Consider the following 15,568-nt stretch of genomic DNA (forward strand, 5'->3'; position numbering starts at 1 on the left):
CAAATTTAAAATGGTCGTATATTTGCATTTGGCAAGTCCTACACGACCAGCTCCTGCAGAATCCCCCAGGGCGGGAACGCAGCAAGGGTATGTGGTCGTAGCGGTGCGATGTAGGTAGCTTGCCTTTTTTTGTGCCCAAAATTCAGTAGATTGCAGCCTTTCCCCTCTAAAAATCAAGCAGGAAATGGACAAAAAAGTTATTTTGATCACTGGTGGTTCCTCTGGCATAGGAAAATCTATTGGAACTTTCTTGACTTCAAAGGGAAATAAGGTCTATGGCACAACCCGAAACTTGAACAAGCACACTGATTTTGATGCTTTTGAATTGCTCCAATTGGATGTGAAATCACCCGAAAGTATACAAAAAGCCGTTTCCCAAATAGTATCGAAGGAAGGAAAACTCGATGTATTGGTAAACAATGCAGGTGTGGGCATCACAGGACCAGTAGAAGAGACCCCCCATGAAGAGATTTTGAACGTTTTCGACACCAATTTTCATGGTCCGGTGCACATGATGAAAGCAGTTTTGCCTCAAATGCGCAAACAAGGGGGCGGACTCATCATCAACATAACTTCCATTGCAGGCTACATGGGATTGCCATTCCGAGGCTATTACTCAGCAACAAAAGGTGCTTTGGGTCTTATTACGGAGGCGCTTCGTATGGAGACCAAGGATTTTGGCATTAAGATTACCAATGTGGCCCCTGGTGATTTTACGACCAACATTGCGGCTGGGCGCTATCATGCCCCTGTGGCACAGGGGTCGGCCTACGAGCAAGTATACCAACAAAGTTTGGACTTGATGAATCAACACGTTGATGCAGGGGGAGACCCTATGATGGTAGCCCGCAAAGTGTATAAGATCATACAAAAGCAAAAACCTAAGATCCATTATCCGGTGGGGGCTTTTATGCAAAAAATTTCATTGTTTTTGAAGAAAATCCTGCCCGGTAAGGTGTACGAAAAACTTTTGCTCAATCACTATAAACTCTAGATAGATGGCATGTTTTTTGATTCTCATTTTAGCATGGAAAAAAGTAAAAGAATACTAAAAATTTGTCTGGTCACATGTGTTGCCCTTTTTGTCAACAGTTGTGATGAAGTCTACGAGTGCATTTTTAATATCAATCCAGAGATTCACGATAGATCCTTGGAAATAGGTTTTCTCGGAGAAAGATATTACGATATTATTACGGCCGAAATCAGCAACGAGGTCAACGACAACGACTACTTCTACGATTTTGAAATTTTTGGAGAGCTTCCCCCGGGTATTTTTTATGACATCAACAGGAGGTCTATCGAGTTTTTTGGCGTACCTGAAGATGTGGGCAACTATAGGTTTAGAGTAGAACTTTTTGTTGAATCCTATGACTATGACGGATTCGATGGCAGCCCAACCTGTTCTGATTCTGCTGTTAGGGATTTTGTAATTCAGGTGGTGGACTAGTGCTCCTAAGATATTTTGATAAAATATGGGAGACAGGGTTGGTTAATGTTGTAAATTCGCAACGAATTCTATTACAACATAAAAATAGCTCGAAAACATGAAATTTTTTATTGATACGGCCAATTTGGACCAAATTTCAGAAGCTCAGCAATTGGGTGTATTGGACGGGGTGACCACCAACCCATCATTGATGGCCAAAGAAGGAATTACAGGAAAGGATAATATCTTAAAGCACTACGTGGATATTTGCAACATTGTTGATGGGGACGTGTCTGCAGAAGTGGTATCCACCAATTTTGATGGCATGATTAAGGAAGGCGAGGAACTGTCCGAACTACACGAGCAGATTGTGGTTAAGGTACCGATGATCAAAGATGGTGTCAAAGCATTGAAATACTTTTCAGACCACGGTATACGCACCAATTGTACTTTGGTATTTTCTCCAGGACAGGCACTCTTGGCCGCCAAAGCTGGAGCGACGTACGTTTCACCATTTTTAGGCAGGTTGGATGATATTTCTACGGATGGATTGAATCTTATTTCAGAAATACGTCTTATTTATGACAACTATGGTTTTGAAACACAAATACTTGCAGCATCCATTCGCCATACCATGCACATAATTGACTGTGCTAAACTAGGCGCCGATGTAATGACCGGACCCTTATCTGCCATTGATGGCCTATTGAAACATCCACTTACAGATATTGGATTGGAAAAATTCTTGGCGGATTATAAAAAGGGAAACTCTTAACTAGGAAAAGAATTTTAATTATCAAATGAAACCCGGAGCGTTCTGTTTCGGGTTTTTTGTTTAAAAAGAATAATACAGATTGGCAAAAGCATCTACAATAAGGGTATCCTTGGCAATGACGCATTTGTTAAGACCGTCCACGATCATGGCCATTTGAACCTCCTTGAAATCCTCCCCGTGGAATTGAGTGTTCTCGTCCAGACGATTTTCCTGTAGCAACAGTTTCCACTGTGGAAAACTAGTCCTAAGATTAATTCCCACAAAGTGGTGGTCAGGATATTCCTTTTTTAATTTTTCAACATGGGCGGTAACATTTTTAAAATGCCTTTTCTGTGAACCGGCCCAAAAATAGAATACCGTGGTTTTCCCTTGGCTGATTTCTTTTAAGGAAACTTCTTTGTTATCCACATTTCGCAAAACCAAATTAGGAAGTGCGTTTTTTGGCTGTAAACTTTGGATGCCATTGTAAAGGTGGGTAATCTCCTCTTTATGTGACTCGTTGCTTGAAAGCTTACGGAACTTGTCAATAAAAATCTGGCACTCTTCATTCGCTTGGTGCTCTTTCAAAAGATAGTCCATCGCAATATTTCTGAACAGAATATCCCTTAAATCCTGCTCTTTAACCAGACTGTCCACCAAATAGAGTTTGTGCTTGTTGAAATGTAGATGGGAACTTACCGGCTTCTTTTCCGTACTACAGTGCTCCATACAATCCATGTAGGAGAGATTACCAAAATGGTATTTCATGAAATCGAAATAAGGCCGGAAATACGTTAGGTCCCGATTGTTTAAATCGATGGTTTTGCGATAATCATAGAAGGAATCTTCCAGTTCATGTATAGTTTCCTCCCCAGTTTTCTTCTTGTGGTAAAAAGGATATTTTTCTTTGTAAATAAAAGTGTTGTAGTCGATGGAAGCCTTTGCCATGGCCAATACCTTATCCGACAGTTGGTTATCATTTGCCAACTCTTCCAAATGTTGGATTTTTTGGGACCGTAGGGAATCAATTTTTGTATCGAATGCCTGTGGGTCCAAAGCATAATATTTATAAATCAACGGCTCTTCCTTTTCAAAGGCAAGGAACATCTCGACCAAAAAGTTATTGATTTCACTGCCTTGACCGGAATACACCAGAGATTCATCAAACTCCACGGTGTTCAAACGAAAAAGAAGACTGTCTCCTTCTTGTAGGTAAACGTATTGCAATTCAGGACTGTGGTCAAAATGATAAAGTCCTTCTTCAATACCCTGAAGCCTAAAGGAGAATCTGTTTGTATCATCTAGTTTTGCCGAGTCGATATAGGCATCGTTACGGTAAAGAACCACATAGTCACTGGTCGGGTTTACAATCTCTCCGCCAAAGAACACAGAGGGGCATTCCGCCTGTTTGCCCACGCAACCTAAAACAGCAAGGAAAGAGAGGCTGAGTAAATATCTTACCATACAGGGAACCTTCATAGTTGAGCACAAAAGTAACAATAGCGGAAAACCCCTCTTGTTAATAGCTAGTTAAATGTTGTAAGTCCTTGTTTTTCTGTTGTTTAATAATGCACTTTTAAGTTGTTTTTAAGCATTTGTTTTAGCTATTTTTGCAAAAAATAAAATTACGCATGTTATCAGTATCAAATTTATCGGTACAATTTGGAAAAAGGGTCCTCTTCGACGAAGTGAATGTAACCTTTACGCAAGGAAATTGCTATGGAATTATTGGGGCCAATGGAGCAGGAAAATCAACCTTTTTGAAAATTTTGTCGGGTCAGCAAGACGCAACCTCGGGGAGTGTACAGCTAGAGCCCGGAAAACGGATGTCCATTTTGGAGCAGAACCATAATGCCTATGATGAATTTCCTGTATTGGAGACGGTTGTAATGGGAAACAAACCTTTGTACAACATAAGAAAAGAGATTGATGCGCTTTACGCGGATTATAATGATTCAAATGCAGAGAAAATAGGGGAGCTACAAGTTCAGTTTGAAGAAATGAATGGTTGGAATGCCGACAGCGATGCGGCAGCCTTGTTGTCCAATTTGGGCATTGCCGAAGAACTGCACTACACGACCATGGCCGAAATGGACTCAAAACTGAAGGTGAGGGTGTTGTTGGCCCAGGCACTTTTTGGAAATCCAGATGTGCTGATAATGGATGAGCCTACCAACGACCTTGATTACGAAACCATTCAATGGTTGGAACATTTTTTGGCCAATTATGACAATACGGTGATAGTGGTTTCACACGATAGGCACTTCTTGGATGCTGTTTGCACACATGTTGCTGACATCGACTTTGGCAAGATCAACCTGTTTTCAGGAAATTACACGTTTTGGTATGAGAGCAGTCAGCTGGCAGCGCGACAGCGTGCCCAGCAAAATAAGAAAGCGGAGGAGAAGGCCAAGGAACTACAGGAATTCATTCAACGTTTTAGTGCCAATGTGGCAAAAAGTAAGCAGGCCACTTCTCGAAAGAAAATGTTGGAAAAACTTAAGGTAGAAGACATTAAGCCTTCCAGTAGGAGATATCCTGCCCTAATTTTTGAACGGGAGCGTGAGGCCGGTGACCAAATTCTTCATGTAGAAGGACTTTCGGCTTCCTCCGAAGATGGGGATTTGTTGTTTTCCAAAGTGGATATCAACCTGGCCAAGGGAGATAAGGTAGCCATATTGTCCAAAGATTCTAGGGCTACCACAGCTTTTTACAATATAATCACGGGTAAGGTTAAGGCAGACGGCGGTTCCTTTCAATGGGGTGTGACCACAAGCCAATCGTACCTTCCAGCGGATAACTCAGATTTTTTCAAGGAAGATATTAATCTGGTGGATTGGCTTCGCCAGTGGGCCAAAACGGAAGAAGAGCGTGAAGAAGTCTATATACGTGGTTTTTTGGGTAAAATGCTCTTCAGCGGTGAAGAGGCACTTAAAAAATGTACAGTGCTTTCGGGTGGTGAAAAGGTGCGTTGCATGCTTAGCCGAATGATGATGCTTCGCGCTAACGTTTTATTGTTGGATGAGCCGACAAACCATTTAGATTTGGAAAGCATAACCGCGTTCAACAATTCCCTTAAAAATTTCAAAGGCACTGTTTTATTGACCACACATGATCATCAATTTGTGCAAACCGTTGCGAATCGGGTCATTGAATTGACACCAAAAGGAAGTATCGACAGATATTTAACTTTTGATGACTACATGTCCGATAAATCCATTAGGGAACAGCGAGAAAAAATGTACGCAGTAACCGCAGTCTAATCAACTGTTGAAATACTTACTGTTCCAAATGGCTGGATTAAAGTTTTTGCCCAATGCGAATCCATAGAAAATAACCACGGAGGCAATACACTTGAACATGAAAAAGAAAATGATCCAAAACTCAGCAGTTGAGTTGTTCTTGGAAAACAGTCCATTAGGCACCAGCAACGTAACCAAATAGCTAATCAATAGTACGAATATCGTAAGATTGACAATGTTCTTAAACGGCCATACCAGCACTTTCCGTAAGGGGTGCAGGTCATTCCCCCACTTGTGCACGAGATAGTAGTAATCGTTCCCAATCGGCGCAAACAATAAAGGGTCATCTTTATCCTCCAATTTAAAAAGCTTCGAGGGGGCCATTATCTTAAAGCCTTGGAGCGTAGTGTTGTGAACCTGTTCCAGATGCTGTATTTGATTCATAGCCGCATTTGGAATCTTGCTTTTAAAATATCGGCTGTCCAGAAACCGAAGTCGGTAATCAATGCAGATTTGTCTTATTTGATCTATATGGTAGATTCTATCCGTTTCGAGGGCATCAAAAACAAACCTATTACTGTTCGCATTGCCCACTGAGTCGATTTCAGCAGAAATTTTGGCATTCTTCATAACATCACTGTCAAGAAAAGCCTGGACTTCATTTAAATATTTAGTGTGATTTTGCTGTTTGTCCCTCACAGCTTGGAGCTTGTCCTCGATGTTGGTGTTCCTTAAAATCATATCTCTTTCTTAGCAATTCTTTCAAATTTAAGGATTTGGCACGTGGATTTAAAAAAGGGATGAGAACGAATAATGTTAACATTTTGTTAAATAAATTTGTTCACCGATCATAGTACGACTCTTTTGTCAAAAAGATGTATCTTATCGAAGTTTTTTGCACTTAATCGCAAAAACCTTTTAAAAGAATACGTAGCCCCAACATCCAGAACACTGCAATGAGAACCCCACTGACCAAATTCTTGGTATTTTTATGCCTGATTTCCTTTGCTTTTTTGAATGCCCAATCATTGACAGCAACTATCGCGGCTCCGGTTCAAAGTAGCTTATCAGAAAATAATCATAAGATACTTTTAGCTGCGGTTAAAGCGGCACAATTGGATTCTATTTTGATAAAATCTGGACCGTTTACCGTATTTGCCCCTTCGGACGCCGCGTTTGAGCGGTTCTCAAATACCCGAATAGAAGAGTTGATAAATGCACAAGATAAAAGTGAACTGAAATCCCTATTGAAATATCATATTGTTGCTGGCCATCTGACAGCTTCAAGAATTTTAAGGGCCATGTGCAGAGGCAACGGTAAGGCAAGCTTCACTACCATCCAGGGCAAAAAGGTAATTGCGCACATGGAGGGTTATGACATTGTACTGACCGACCCAACTGGAAACACAGCACGCATCACGGCAGCAGACCGTAATCTCGAAAATGGAATCATTCATGAGATTGACAGTGTTATTCAACCTACACGGATGTAGATAGCTAGCGTAATTCGGCTTTCAATTCTTTTTGATATGTCGTGGTAAGTTTAGACATGATTTTGTCAATCTGCTTGTCCGTCAACGTTTTGCCATCATCCCGTAAGGTAAAACTAACTGCGTAGGACTTTTTCCCTTCTGGAAGATTTTTGCCCGTGTACACATCAAATAGGCTCACTTGCTTTAATAGTTTTTTCTCTGTCTCCCAGGCCAAATCATATATCTGTTGGAAGGTGGAGCTTTCATCAACCAAAAGGGCAAGGTCTCTGTTTACCGATGGAAATTTTGGAATTTCCTGGAACGTAACATTTTCAGTACTTATTAAATTTAGGATATTGTCCCATTCAAAATCCGCATGAAAGATTTCTTGTTTTATATCGACTTTTTTAAGCACGGCCTTGCTTACAACACCATAAACACCCAACTTTCTTCCATCTAAATGGCATTGAACTCCTTCGGAAAAAATTCCATTTGCAAAGGGCTCGGCCGTAACATTTTGGAGACCCAAACGAGCAAAAAGTGACTCCACTACACCTTTTAGAAAGAAGAAATCTGTTTTTCTTTCCGGTGTGGTCCAACTGTTTTGTGTTCGGTTTCCAGAAATGAAAAGTGCAAGATGTCTGCGCTCTTCATTGTTTTCTTTTCCTCTGTGGTAGGTTTTGCCGAACTCAAAAAACCTGAGATTGGTAATTTGTCTGTTCAAATTATAAGTCAAGGTCTCCAATCCTGAAAACAACATGGATGTCCTCATTTCAGACAGGTCCGAGCTCAACGGATTCAGCATTTTGACAGGTTTTTGCTCCGAATCCCATAACATGTGCGACTCTAAGGGGATAAGACTGTTGGTCATAATCTCGTAAAAACCTTGTGAAGCAAGCATGTTGCCCACCACATCTTGGATTTTGTGATTCTCAAACTTAGAAGTTTTGGCTATTGAAGCTGTAAGCTTTTCCTTGTAGTCTATGTTATTATAGCCATACACCCGCAAGATTTCCTCTATCACATCCACCTCACGCTCCACATCCACTCTGTAGTGGGGGATTGTAAGCCCCAATCCCGATTCGGTTACATTGTTCACTTTTATTTCCAAAGAAGCTAAAATGGATTTTATGGTGTCCCTTGGAATCTCTTGGCCAATAAGTGTGTTAATTTTATCAAAAGTCAAGAATACTTGTCGTTCCTGCGCCTTTCTAGGGTATAAATCCACAACTTCGGAGCTAATATCGCCCCCTGCAATTTCTCGAATTAGTAGGGCGGCCCTTTTTAGCGCGTACTCCGTTATGTTGATATCAATCCCACGTTCAAAACGGAAAGACGCGTCGGTGTTTAAACCATGCCTTTTTGCTGTTTTCCGAATGGAGACTGGGTCAAAATAGGCACTTTCAAGAAAAATGGAGGTGGTGTCTTCCGTTACCCCAGAATTGATTCCCCCAAAAACCCCGGCAATGCACATGGGTTTTTCACTGTCACAAATCATCAAATCCTCTTCATGAAGTTCCCGCTCCACATCATCCAAGGTTTTGAATTTGGTCCCTGCCGATAAGGTTTTCACTTCAATCTTGCCGCCTTTTATTTTGTTGGCATCAAACGCATGCAAGGGCTGGCCAAGTTCATGGAGCACGTAGTTGGTGACGTCCACTACATTGTTGATTGGAGTAAGCCCGATGGCCCTCAATCTATTTTTAAGCCAATGGGGGGATTCTTGCACTATAAGATTACTTATGGTGACACCACAATAGCGCGGTGCTCTTTCGCCATCCATGACCTCCACATCTACCTTCAGAGATCTATTGTCTATGGAAAAATTACTTGTGGAGGGGGTAACTAATTGTTTTTGGATTTCCTGCTGCTCCAATCCTGCTTTTAGGTCACGGGCCACGCCGTAATGACTCATAGCATCGGCACGATTGGGTGTCAACCCTATTTCAAAAACCTCATCATGTTCAATTTCAAAGACTTCAGAACAAGGTGTACCAACTTTCAATTCATCGTTCAACACCATGATTCCCTCGTGGTTTTTTCCCAACCCCAGTTCATCTTCTGCACAGATCATTCCTTGGCTCTCCTCTCCACGGATTTTGCCCTTCTTAATTTTCCACGCTTCTCCTTCAGAAGTATAAAGTGTTGTTCCCATGGTGGCAACTGGAACTTTTTGTCCTTCGGCGACATTGGGCGCACCGCATACAATTTGAAGGGGTGATTCCCCGCCGATATCCACTGTGGTCAATTTCAAGCGGTCTGCATTTGGGTGTTGTTTGCAGGTGAGCACCTTGCCAACGACTATGCCATTAAGACCTCCCTTAACCGATCCAAAAGGGGAAATACCTTCTACCTCAAGACCCAAATCTGTGAGCAATTCTGCAACTTTCTGCGAATCCCAGTCCAAATTGATAAACTGCTTCAACCAGTTGTAAGAAATCTTCATACCCCAATTTTAGAGGGGACAAATATAACACAATAGGTCAACAGATTCAATGACAAAAGTTAGACATTAAAATAGGTAGAGATTTGAAATGGTTTTTCTATTTTTAAGAAAAATCTTTCAAAAGATGAAACGTGTAAGTGTTGGATTGTTGTTGATATGCGTCCTCTTTATTTCATGCAAACAGAAAGAAGAATCTTTGAGCGTGGGAGAGTGGTGGGCCAAAATGCAGGTGTCACCCGAATTGGAACTCCCATTCACCTTTGTTTTATTAGAAGTCGAAGGGCAATATATAATGGAGATCCATAATGCAGATGAAGTGGTACGTGTGGATGAAATACAGATTAGTGGAGATTCCTTGCTTATTCAAATGCCCGTATTTGAAGGGTACATCGCCGGCACTTTCACCGAAAATGAAATGCTGGGCAGTTTTATCAAGGAAAGCCTTGATCGAGTGGTGCCTTTTCAAGCGTACTTTGGAAAGAGAGATCGTTTTGAAGCCAAACATGAACCGACGGTAAACATTTCTGGGGTTTGGGAAACCTATTTTGATATTAATACCAGCGGAGAATACCCGGCAAAAGGGATTTTTATGCAAAATAATGGCAAAGTAAAAGGTACGTTCAGAACAAAGACAGGGGATTACCGCTTTTTGCAAGGGGTGGTCGATGGGGACAGTCTAAAACTCTCAACGTTTGATGGGGCGCACGTTTTTTTATTTATGGCACAGGTGACGGACAGTACTTTGGATGGACGTTTTTTTAGTGGCAATCATGATATTGAGGATTTTATGGGCGTTCGGAATGAAGCTTTTGAACTTCCAGATGCAGATTCATTGACTTTTTTAAGGGAGGGTTACGATAAGTTCGCATTTTCTTTTCCCAATGAAAATGGACGTATGGTAAGCCTTTCGGACACTCGATTCCAGAACAAACCGGTATTGGTTCAGATAATGGGCACTTGGTGTCCCAACTGTTTGGATGAAACCCGTTTTTATGTGGATTTTCTCAAGAATAACCCAGATACGGATGTGGAGTTGGTAGCCTTGGCTTTTGAATATGCCAAGACCGAGGAGAAAGCATTCGAAGGCATTAGAAGACTTAAGGAGAGGGTGGGAGCGGACTATCCCATCTTGTTGGCGCAATATGGCACCTCAAACAAACAAAAGGCCAATGAAAAACTGCCCATGTTGAATCATATATTATCCTATCCCACTACGATCTATATTGATAGGAGCGGGGATGTCCAAAAAATCCATACCGGATTTAATGGCCCTGCCACGGGAGAAAAATATTTGGAATTCAAAAAACAGTTTGTCGAAACCATTCAGCAATTGACCGCTCTGGATGTGGAAGGTTAAATGATGGTCGATTTCCCCAAATCGATGTTTTCATCATTCATGTTGAAATCATCTTCACTATCAACGATATTGTGGGCAATAAAATCGCCTACATGACTGGTCCCATATTGGCTTTTGGCATTCAAATCAGGAGTTACAATTCCTTTTTCAAGCGATTTGTCCACGGCTTGTCTAACAGCCATAGCTTCCTCATAAAGACCAAAATGTTCGAGTAGCATGGCAGCAGAAAGAATGGACGCAATAGGATTGGCAATATCTTTTCCCCTAGCCTGGGGATAGGACCCATGTATGGGTTCAAAAAGTCCGTTTTCATCTCCAACGGAGGCCGATGCGAGAAGACCAATGGAGCCACCAATCACACTGCCCTCATCAGAAATGATGTCACCAAACATATTTTCTGTAAGTATCACATCAAACTGACTTGGATTCAGAATAATCTGCATGGCAGCATTGTCCACAAATAGAAAATCCAGTTGTACCTCGGGATAACTTTCTCCAATTCTTGTCACCACTTTTCTCCACAACCTGGAGGATTCCAGCACGTTGGCCTTGTCGACTAAGGTTAGTTTTTTACGACGGCTCTTGGCGGCCTTAAAGGCCAAATGGGCAATACGCGAAATTTCTTTTTCAGAATATTCGCAGAGGTCAGAAGCAATGGTTCCTGCTTTGTTTAACTTTTTCTCACCGAAGTAAATGCCACCCGTAAGTTCACGATAAATCACAAAATCAGTTCCTGAAACGATTTCTTTTTTTAACGGTGAATTTTTGATGAGTGAAGGAAAAACTTTAACCGGACGTATATTGGCAAATAGTCCCAACTCCTTGCGCAGTTTCAATAATCCCTGTTCTGGGCGAACCGTGGCACTGGGGTCATTATCGTATTTGGGATCTCCGATAGCCCCAAACAAAACGGCATCGGCTTCCCTGCAAAGTGAAAGGGTGCTATCGGGCAGGGGAGTACGTTTTTTGTCTATGGCCATTGCCCCAACGGCAGCTTCCTTATAAGCAAAATTATGGTTGAAGGTTTCTTCAACGGCCTGAAGACATTTGAGTGCCTGGGCCACTACTTCGGGTCCAATACCATCTCCAGGCAGCACAGCTATTTTAAGATTCATGTATGGCCAATTAGATTTTGAAGTAAGGCTTATGCCAAACTTTTAATACTTATATTGCTGGTTTCCACGATTTCGTGGATATCCTCATCCACGATTTCTTTTTTGCGGTCGGCGAATTTTAGAAAATTTTCATATACCGAATCCAGTTGTAGCTTGGTAAGTTCATAGCCCACATTTTTGGCGCGGTAGGCTAGAGCAGCTCGGCCACTTCTTGCCGTGAGCACTATAGAGGATTCATTTACACCGACATCTTGTGGATCAATGATCTCGTAGGTTTCCCTTTGTTTGATAACCCCGTCTTGATGAATCCCCGAACTGTGCGCAAATGCATTGGAACCAACAATGGCTTTGTTTGGCTGCACGGGCATGCCCATTTTTTGGGAGACCATTTGACTTGTATCGTATAGCAATTTACTGTTGATGTCTGTATCCAAATTCAAATAAGGATGTTGTCTCAAAATCATCACAACTTCTTCCAACGAAGTGTTGCCTGCGCGCTCACCGATTCCATTGATGGTACATTCAATTTGTCGAGCCCCGTTGATTACACCTGCAATGGAATTGGCAGTGGCAAGCCCTAAATCGTTGTGACAATGGCAGGAAAGAATGGCTCTGTCTATACCCTGCACATGCTCTTTCAAGTATTTCATTTTGGCACCATACTCTTCGGGCAAACAGTATCCCGTGGTGTCCGGAATGTTCAACACCGTTGCCCCAGCCTTGATTACTGCTTCACAAACTTGGGCCAAATATTCGTTGTCCGTACGTCCCGCATCTTCTGCGTAAAACTCAACATCATCCACAAAAGACTTGGCATAGGCAACGGCCTCAACGGCGCGCTCTATAATTTTTTCCTTAGTTGAGTTGAATTTGTACTTGATATGGGAGTCTGAGGTTCCAATGCCTGTATGTATTCTGGGTCTTTTTGCCATTTTTATGGCATCGGCGGCAACTTCAATATCTTTTTTTACGGCACGGGTAAGACCACAGACGGTGGCATTTCTCACCAATTTGGCAATCTCTTTCACCGATTTAAAATCACCTGGACTGGATATGGGAAAACCGGCTTCAATAACATCTACTCCCAAGTTATCCAAGCGTTCCGCGATAACCAATTTTTGTTTGGTGTCCAATTTGCAGCCTGGTACTTGTTCTCCATCGCGCAGTGTAGTGTCAAAAATTTGTACCTTATCTTTACCCATTGCATTGTCACTTTTTGTATGCGTTACGAAGATAGAATAGGTGCTGACATCGATAGGGTAATATATTGTCCCTTTACAACGTTTAATAGCATTTTAAAAAGTGTAACAATTTGAAAAAGAAACGCTTAAACAACAATTTTTACGATGACAAATGTCCATAGGGATGCCTTGTTCATACTCATAAAATCGCTCTCCAAATCAGAAAAACGCCAATTTAAGCTTTATGTCGGCCGTTTGGGGGTGAACGCTGACGCCAAATTTTTGGCACTTTTCAATCTTTTGGATAAGATGAAAGCATATGACGAGGTGCAAATTCTGGAGAGTGGCATTGTAAAAAAGACACAACTTTCCAACTTAAAAGCACATCTATACAAACAGATTTTAGTAAGCCTTCGGTTAAATCCAGTAAACCAGAACATTCGTATCCAGATAAGGGAGCAGCTAGATTTTGCCACAATTCTTTATCAAAAAGGACTTTACAAACAGAGTTTAAAAATTCTGGACAAGGCCAAGAGCATGGCCATGGAGCATGAAGAAAAAAATGTGGCCTATGAGATTGTAGAACTGGAAAAAGTTATTGAAACTCAATACATTACCAGAAGTATCCCAGACAGAGCAGACGAATTGGCACGGCAAGCAAAGCAGCTTTCGGAACATAATGTTATAACCAGCAAGCTCTCCAATCTTTCCCTTCAGTTATATGGCATGATGTTGAAAGTGGGCTATGTACGAAATGATGAGGATTTACAAAGCGTAAAGGACTATTTTGACGCCCATTTGCCGGCATACAATTTGGAAGAATTGGGCTTTCGTGAAAAATTATGGGCGTACAAAGCGCATCTTTGGTACAGTTTTTTGACCCAAGATTTTCTTTCTTCGTACAAATATGCCAGTAAATGGGTCGACCTTTTTTATGAAAACGAAGAGATGATAACTTTGAACCCAGTGTTTTATCTAAAGGGAAACCATTATCTGTTGGAATCTTTGTTTTTTGTAAAATACAGTTCCCAATTCAAAGAGACCCTGGCCCGATTGGAACAGCAAGTGGCCGACCCCAAGTTTCCCCAAAACGACAATATTGCCTCTTTGGCCTTTTTGTACATCAATTCCAATAAGTTGAATCTTCATTTTTTGGAAGGCACTTTTGATAAGGGCATTTATTTGGTTCGAGTTATAGAGTATGGTATTAAAAAGCACGGAGACCGGATTGATGCACACCATGTGATGTTGTTATATTATAAGATTGCTTGCTTGTATTTTGGTCAGAGCGACTACAAAAACTGTATTGTTTACCTTAAGAAAATCATTTCGAACAAAAGCTTGAAGATGCGTGAGGACCTTATGTGTTTTGCCCGGGTTCTGAGTTTGGTGGCACATTATGAAGCAGGCATGGATTACCACTTGGAAGTACAGTTGAAAAGCACCTATAAGTTCTTGCTCAAAATGAACGATTTGCATGCCGTGCAAAAAGAGATGATCAAGTTTTTGAGGAATTTGGGCGACATTTACCCACATGAATTGAAAAATGAATTTCAGAAGCTTTATAATGAGCTTAAGAAATATGAAAATCATCCCTATGAAAAACGTGCCTTTTTGTATCTGGATATTCTATCCTGGTTGGAAAGTCATTTGGAAGGTAAGCCAGTATCGCAGATAATCCGGGAAAAAGCGTTGATGAGCACCCGTTAAGAACAAGCGTTCCACAATGGTTCATTGGGAGGATTGGCTTCAAAGTTCAGTTGTTCGTTGCCAACGGGGTGCCCTAACTGCAGACTTCGCGCATGAAGATGAATGCCCCCATCAATGTTGCTTCGCTTATCGCCATACTTTAAATCCCCTTTTATTGGGCATCCAATGGCAGCCAATTGGGCTCTGATTTGATGATGTCTTCCAGTTTTTAAATCAATTTCCAGTAAATAATAGGAGTCTAGTTTTTTGAGTACGCCGTACGACAAAATGGCTTTTTTGCTGTTGGGAACTTCTTTTTTGTGTGCGTACGACTTGTTTTGTTTTGGATTGCGGACCAACCAATGGGTCAGTGTAGCAGCCTGTGGTTCTGGAAGGTTTTTGACAATGGCCCAATATGTCTTCTGGGTATCACCGATTGCAAAAAGTTTGTTCAATCGGGTAAGGGCTTTGGAAGTTTTGGCAAACAAAACAATACCAGAGGTCGGTCGGTCCAAACGATGTACAACACCCAGAAAAACATTACCAGGTTTATTGTATTTTTCTTTTAGATACTGCTTGACGATATCGCTAAGCGGGGAGTCACCGGTTTTATCACCCTGCACCAAATCCCCAACCCTTTTGTTTACCACAATAAGGTGATTGTCCTCATATAGGACTTGAAGGTTGGATGAATTGGATTTTTGGTATATTGGATTTTTGGAATTCACTTCAAAGTAGATTTGAATTTAGAGGTAATGTTTACTAGTGAATTTAATTTGTCAACCAATGTTTCCAGCTTGCTATTAAGATAAAAACCCTAAATCATTTGAAATTAGAAGCTGTGTTTCGACTTCATACATAGATTCTATGGCAATCTCTAAAAATC

At 41.4% G+C, this 15,568-nt stretch carries 13 protein-coding genes and 1 other RNA gene; 8 read left to right on the forward strand and 6 right to left on the reverse strand.

Annotation, left to right across the window (positions count from 1 at the left end; genetic code table 11):
* Window positions 1-29 precede the first annotated feature (29 nt).
* From ffs to fsa, 4 genes are all read left to right on the forward strand, one after another.
* Window positions 30-128: signal recognition particle sRNA small type (gene ffs / locus GTQ34_RS02340), an RNA gene on the forward strand.
* 56 nt (window positions 129-184) lie between these two features.
* Window positions 185-994: an SDR family oxidoreductase gene (locus GTQ34_RS02345; protein ID WP_166522151.1), complete on the forward strand. Its 810-nt coding sequence runs from the start codon at window positions 185-187 to the stop codon at window positions 992-994.
* A gap of 33 nt (window positions 995-1,027) precedes the next feature.
* Window positions 1,028-1,447, forward strand: coding sequence for a hypothetical protein (locus tag GTQ34_RS02350; RefSeq protein WP_166522152.1), 420 nt, complete (start codon window positions 1,028-1,030; stop codon window positions 1,445-1,447).
* A 97-nt stretch (window positions 1,448-1,544) separates the two neighbouring features.
* Complete coding sequence (gene fsa, locus GTQ34_RS02355) at window positions 1,545-2,201, forward strand: fructose-6-phosphate aldolase (RefSeq protein ID WP_166522153.1); 657 nt, start codon at window positions 1,545-1,547, stop codon at window positions 2,199-2,201.
* Between the two features lie 60 nt (window positions 2,202-2,261).
* Here fsa and GTQ34_RS02360 read toward each other — a convergent pair whose 3' ends face one another.
* The gene (locus tag GTQ34_RS02360) at window positions 2,262-3,644 is read right to left on the reverse strand and encodes a TlpA family protein disulfide reductase (RefSeq protein ID WP_208103810.1); all 1,383 of its coding nucleotides are present in this window, start codon (window positions 3,642-3,644) and stop codon (window positions 2,262-2,264) included.
* Window positions 3,645-3,811: 167 nt separating this feature from the next.
* Here GTQ34_RS02360 and GTQ34_RS02365 point away from each other — a divergent pair, with 167 nt between their 5' ends.
* Window positions 3,812-5,443 carry an ABC-F family ATP-binding cassette domain-containing protein gene (locus GTQ34_RS02365; RefSeq protein ID WP_166522154.1) on the forward strand — a complete coding sequence of 544 codons (1,632 nt, stop codon included), beginning with the start codon at window positions 3,812-3,814 and terminating at the stop codon, window positions 5,441-5,443.
* Here GTQ34_RS02365 and GTQ34_RS02370 read toward each other — a convergent pair whose 3' ends face one another.
* The gene (locus tag GTQ34_RS02370; protein WP_166522155.1) at window positions 5,444-6,163 is read right to left on the reverse strand and encodes a hypothetical protein; all 720 of its coding nucleotides are present in this window, start codon (window positions 6,161-6,163) and stop codon (window positions 5,444-5,446) included.
* Between the two features lie 215 nt (window positions 6,164-6,378).
* Between GTQ34_RS02370 and GTQ34_RS02375 the strand changes: the two genes are divergently transcribed.
* Window positions 6,379-6,915, forward strand: coding sequence for a fasciclin domain-containing protein (locus GTQ34_RS02375; protein ID WP_166522156.1), 537 nt, complete (start codon window positions 6,379-6,381; stop codon window positions 6,913-6,915).
* A 4-nt stretch (window positions 6,916-6,919) separates the two neighbouring features.
* Here the strand turns inward: GTQ34_RS02375 and pheT are convergent, their stop codons facing one another.
* Window positions 6,920-9,340: a phenylalanine--tRNA ligase subunit beta gene (gene pheT / locus GTQ34_RS02380; RefSeq protein ID WP_166522157.1), complete on the reverse strand. Its 2,421-nt coding sequence runs from the start codon at window positions 9,338-9,340 to the stop codon at window positions 6,920-6,922.
* A 124-nt stretch (window positions 9,341-9,464) separates the two neighbouring features.
* On the opposite strand from pheT, the gene GTQ34_RS02385 reads away from it, so the two are divergent.
* Complete coding sequence (locus GTQ34_RS02385) at window positions 9,465-10,697, forward strand: peroxiredoxin family protein (RefSeq protein ID WP_166522158.1); 1,233 nt, start codon at window positions 9,465-9,467, stop codon at window positions 10,695-10,697.
* On the opposite strand, the gene leuB is transcribed toward GTQ34_RS02385, so the two are convergent.
* On the reverse strand, window positions 10,694-11,812 hold the full coding sequence (leuB, locus tag GTQ34_RS02390; RefSeq protein ID WP_166522159.1) for a 3-isopropylmalate dehydrogenase: 1,119 nt from the start codon (window positions 11,810-11,812) through the stop codon (window positions 10,694-10,696). The genes GTQ34_RS02385 and leuB overlap by 4 nt on opposite strands.
* A gap of 29 nt (window positions 11,813-11,841) precedes the next feature.
* The gene (locus GTQ34_RS02395; RefSeq protein WP_166522160.1) at window positions 11,842-13,014 is read right to left on the reverse strand and encodes a 2-isopropylmalate synthase; all 1,173 of its coding nucleotides are present in this window, start codon (window positions 13,012-13,014) and stop codon (window positions 11,842-11,844) included.
* Window positions 13,015-13,158: 144 nt separating this feature from the next.
* Here GTQ34_RS02395 and GTQ34_RS02400 point away from each other — a divergent pair, with 144 nt between their 5' ends.
* The gene (locus GTQ34_RS02400; RefSeq protein WP_166522161.1) at window positions 13,159-14,703 is read left to right on the forward strand and encodes a hypothetical protein; all 1,545 of its coding nucleotides are present in this window, start codon (window positions 13,159-13,161) and stop codon (window positions 14,701-14,703) included.
* On the opposite strand, the gene GTQ34_RS02405 is transcribed toward GTQ34_RS02400, so the two are convergent.
* The gene (locus GTQ34_RS02405) at window positions 14,700-15,410 is read right to left on the reverse strand and encodes an RluA family pseudouridine synthase (protein ID WP_313790400.1); all 711 of its coding nucleotides are present in this window, start codon (window positions 15,408-15,410) and stop codon (window positions 14,700-14,702) included. The genes GTQ34_RS02400 and GTQ34_RS02405 overlap by 4 nt on opposite strands.
* Between the last annotated feature and the right edge of the window lie 158 nt (window positions 15,411-15,568).

Origin of the sequence: Flagellimonas ochracea, from assembly GCF_009903685.1 — a bacterium.
GTDB classification, from domain to species: domain Bacteria; phylum Bacteroidota; class Bacteroidia; order Flavobacteriales; family Flavobacteriaceae; genus Flagellimonas; species Flagellimonas ochracea.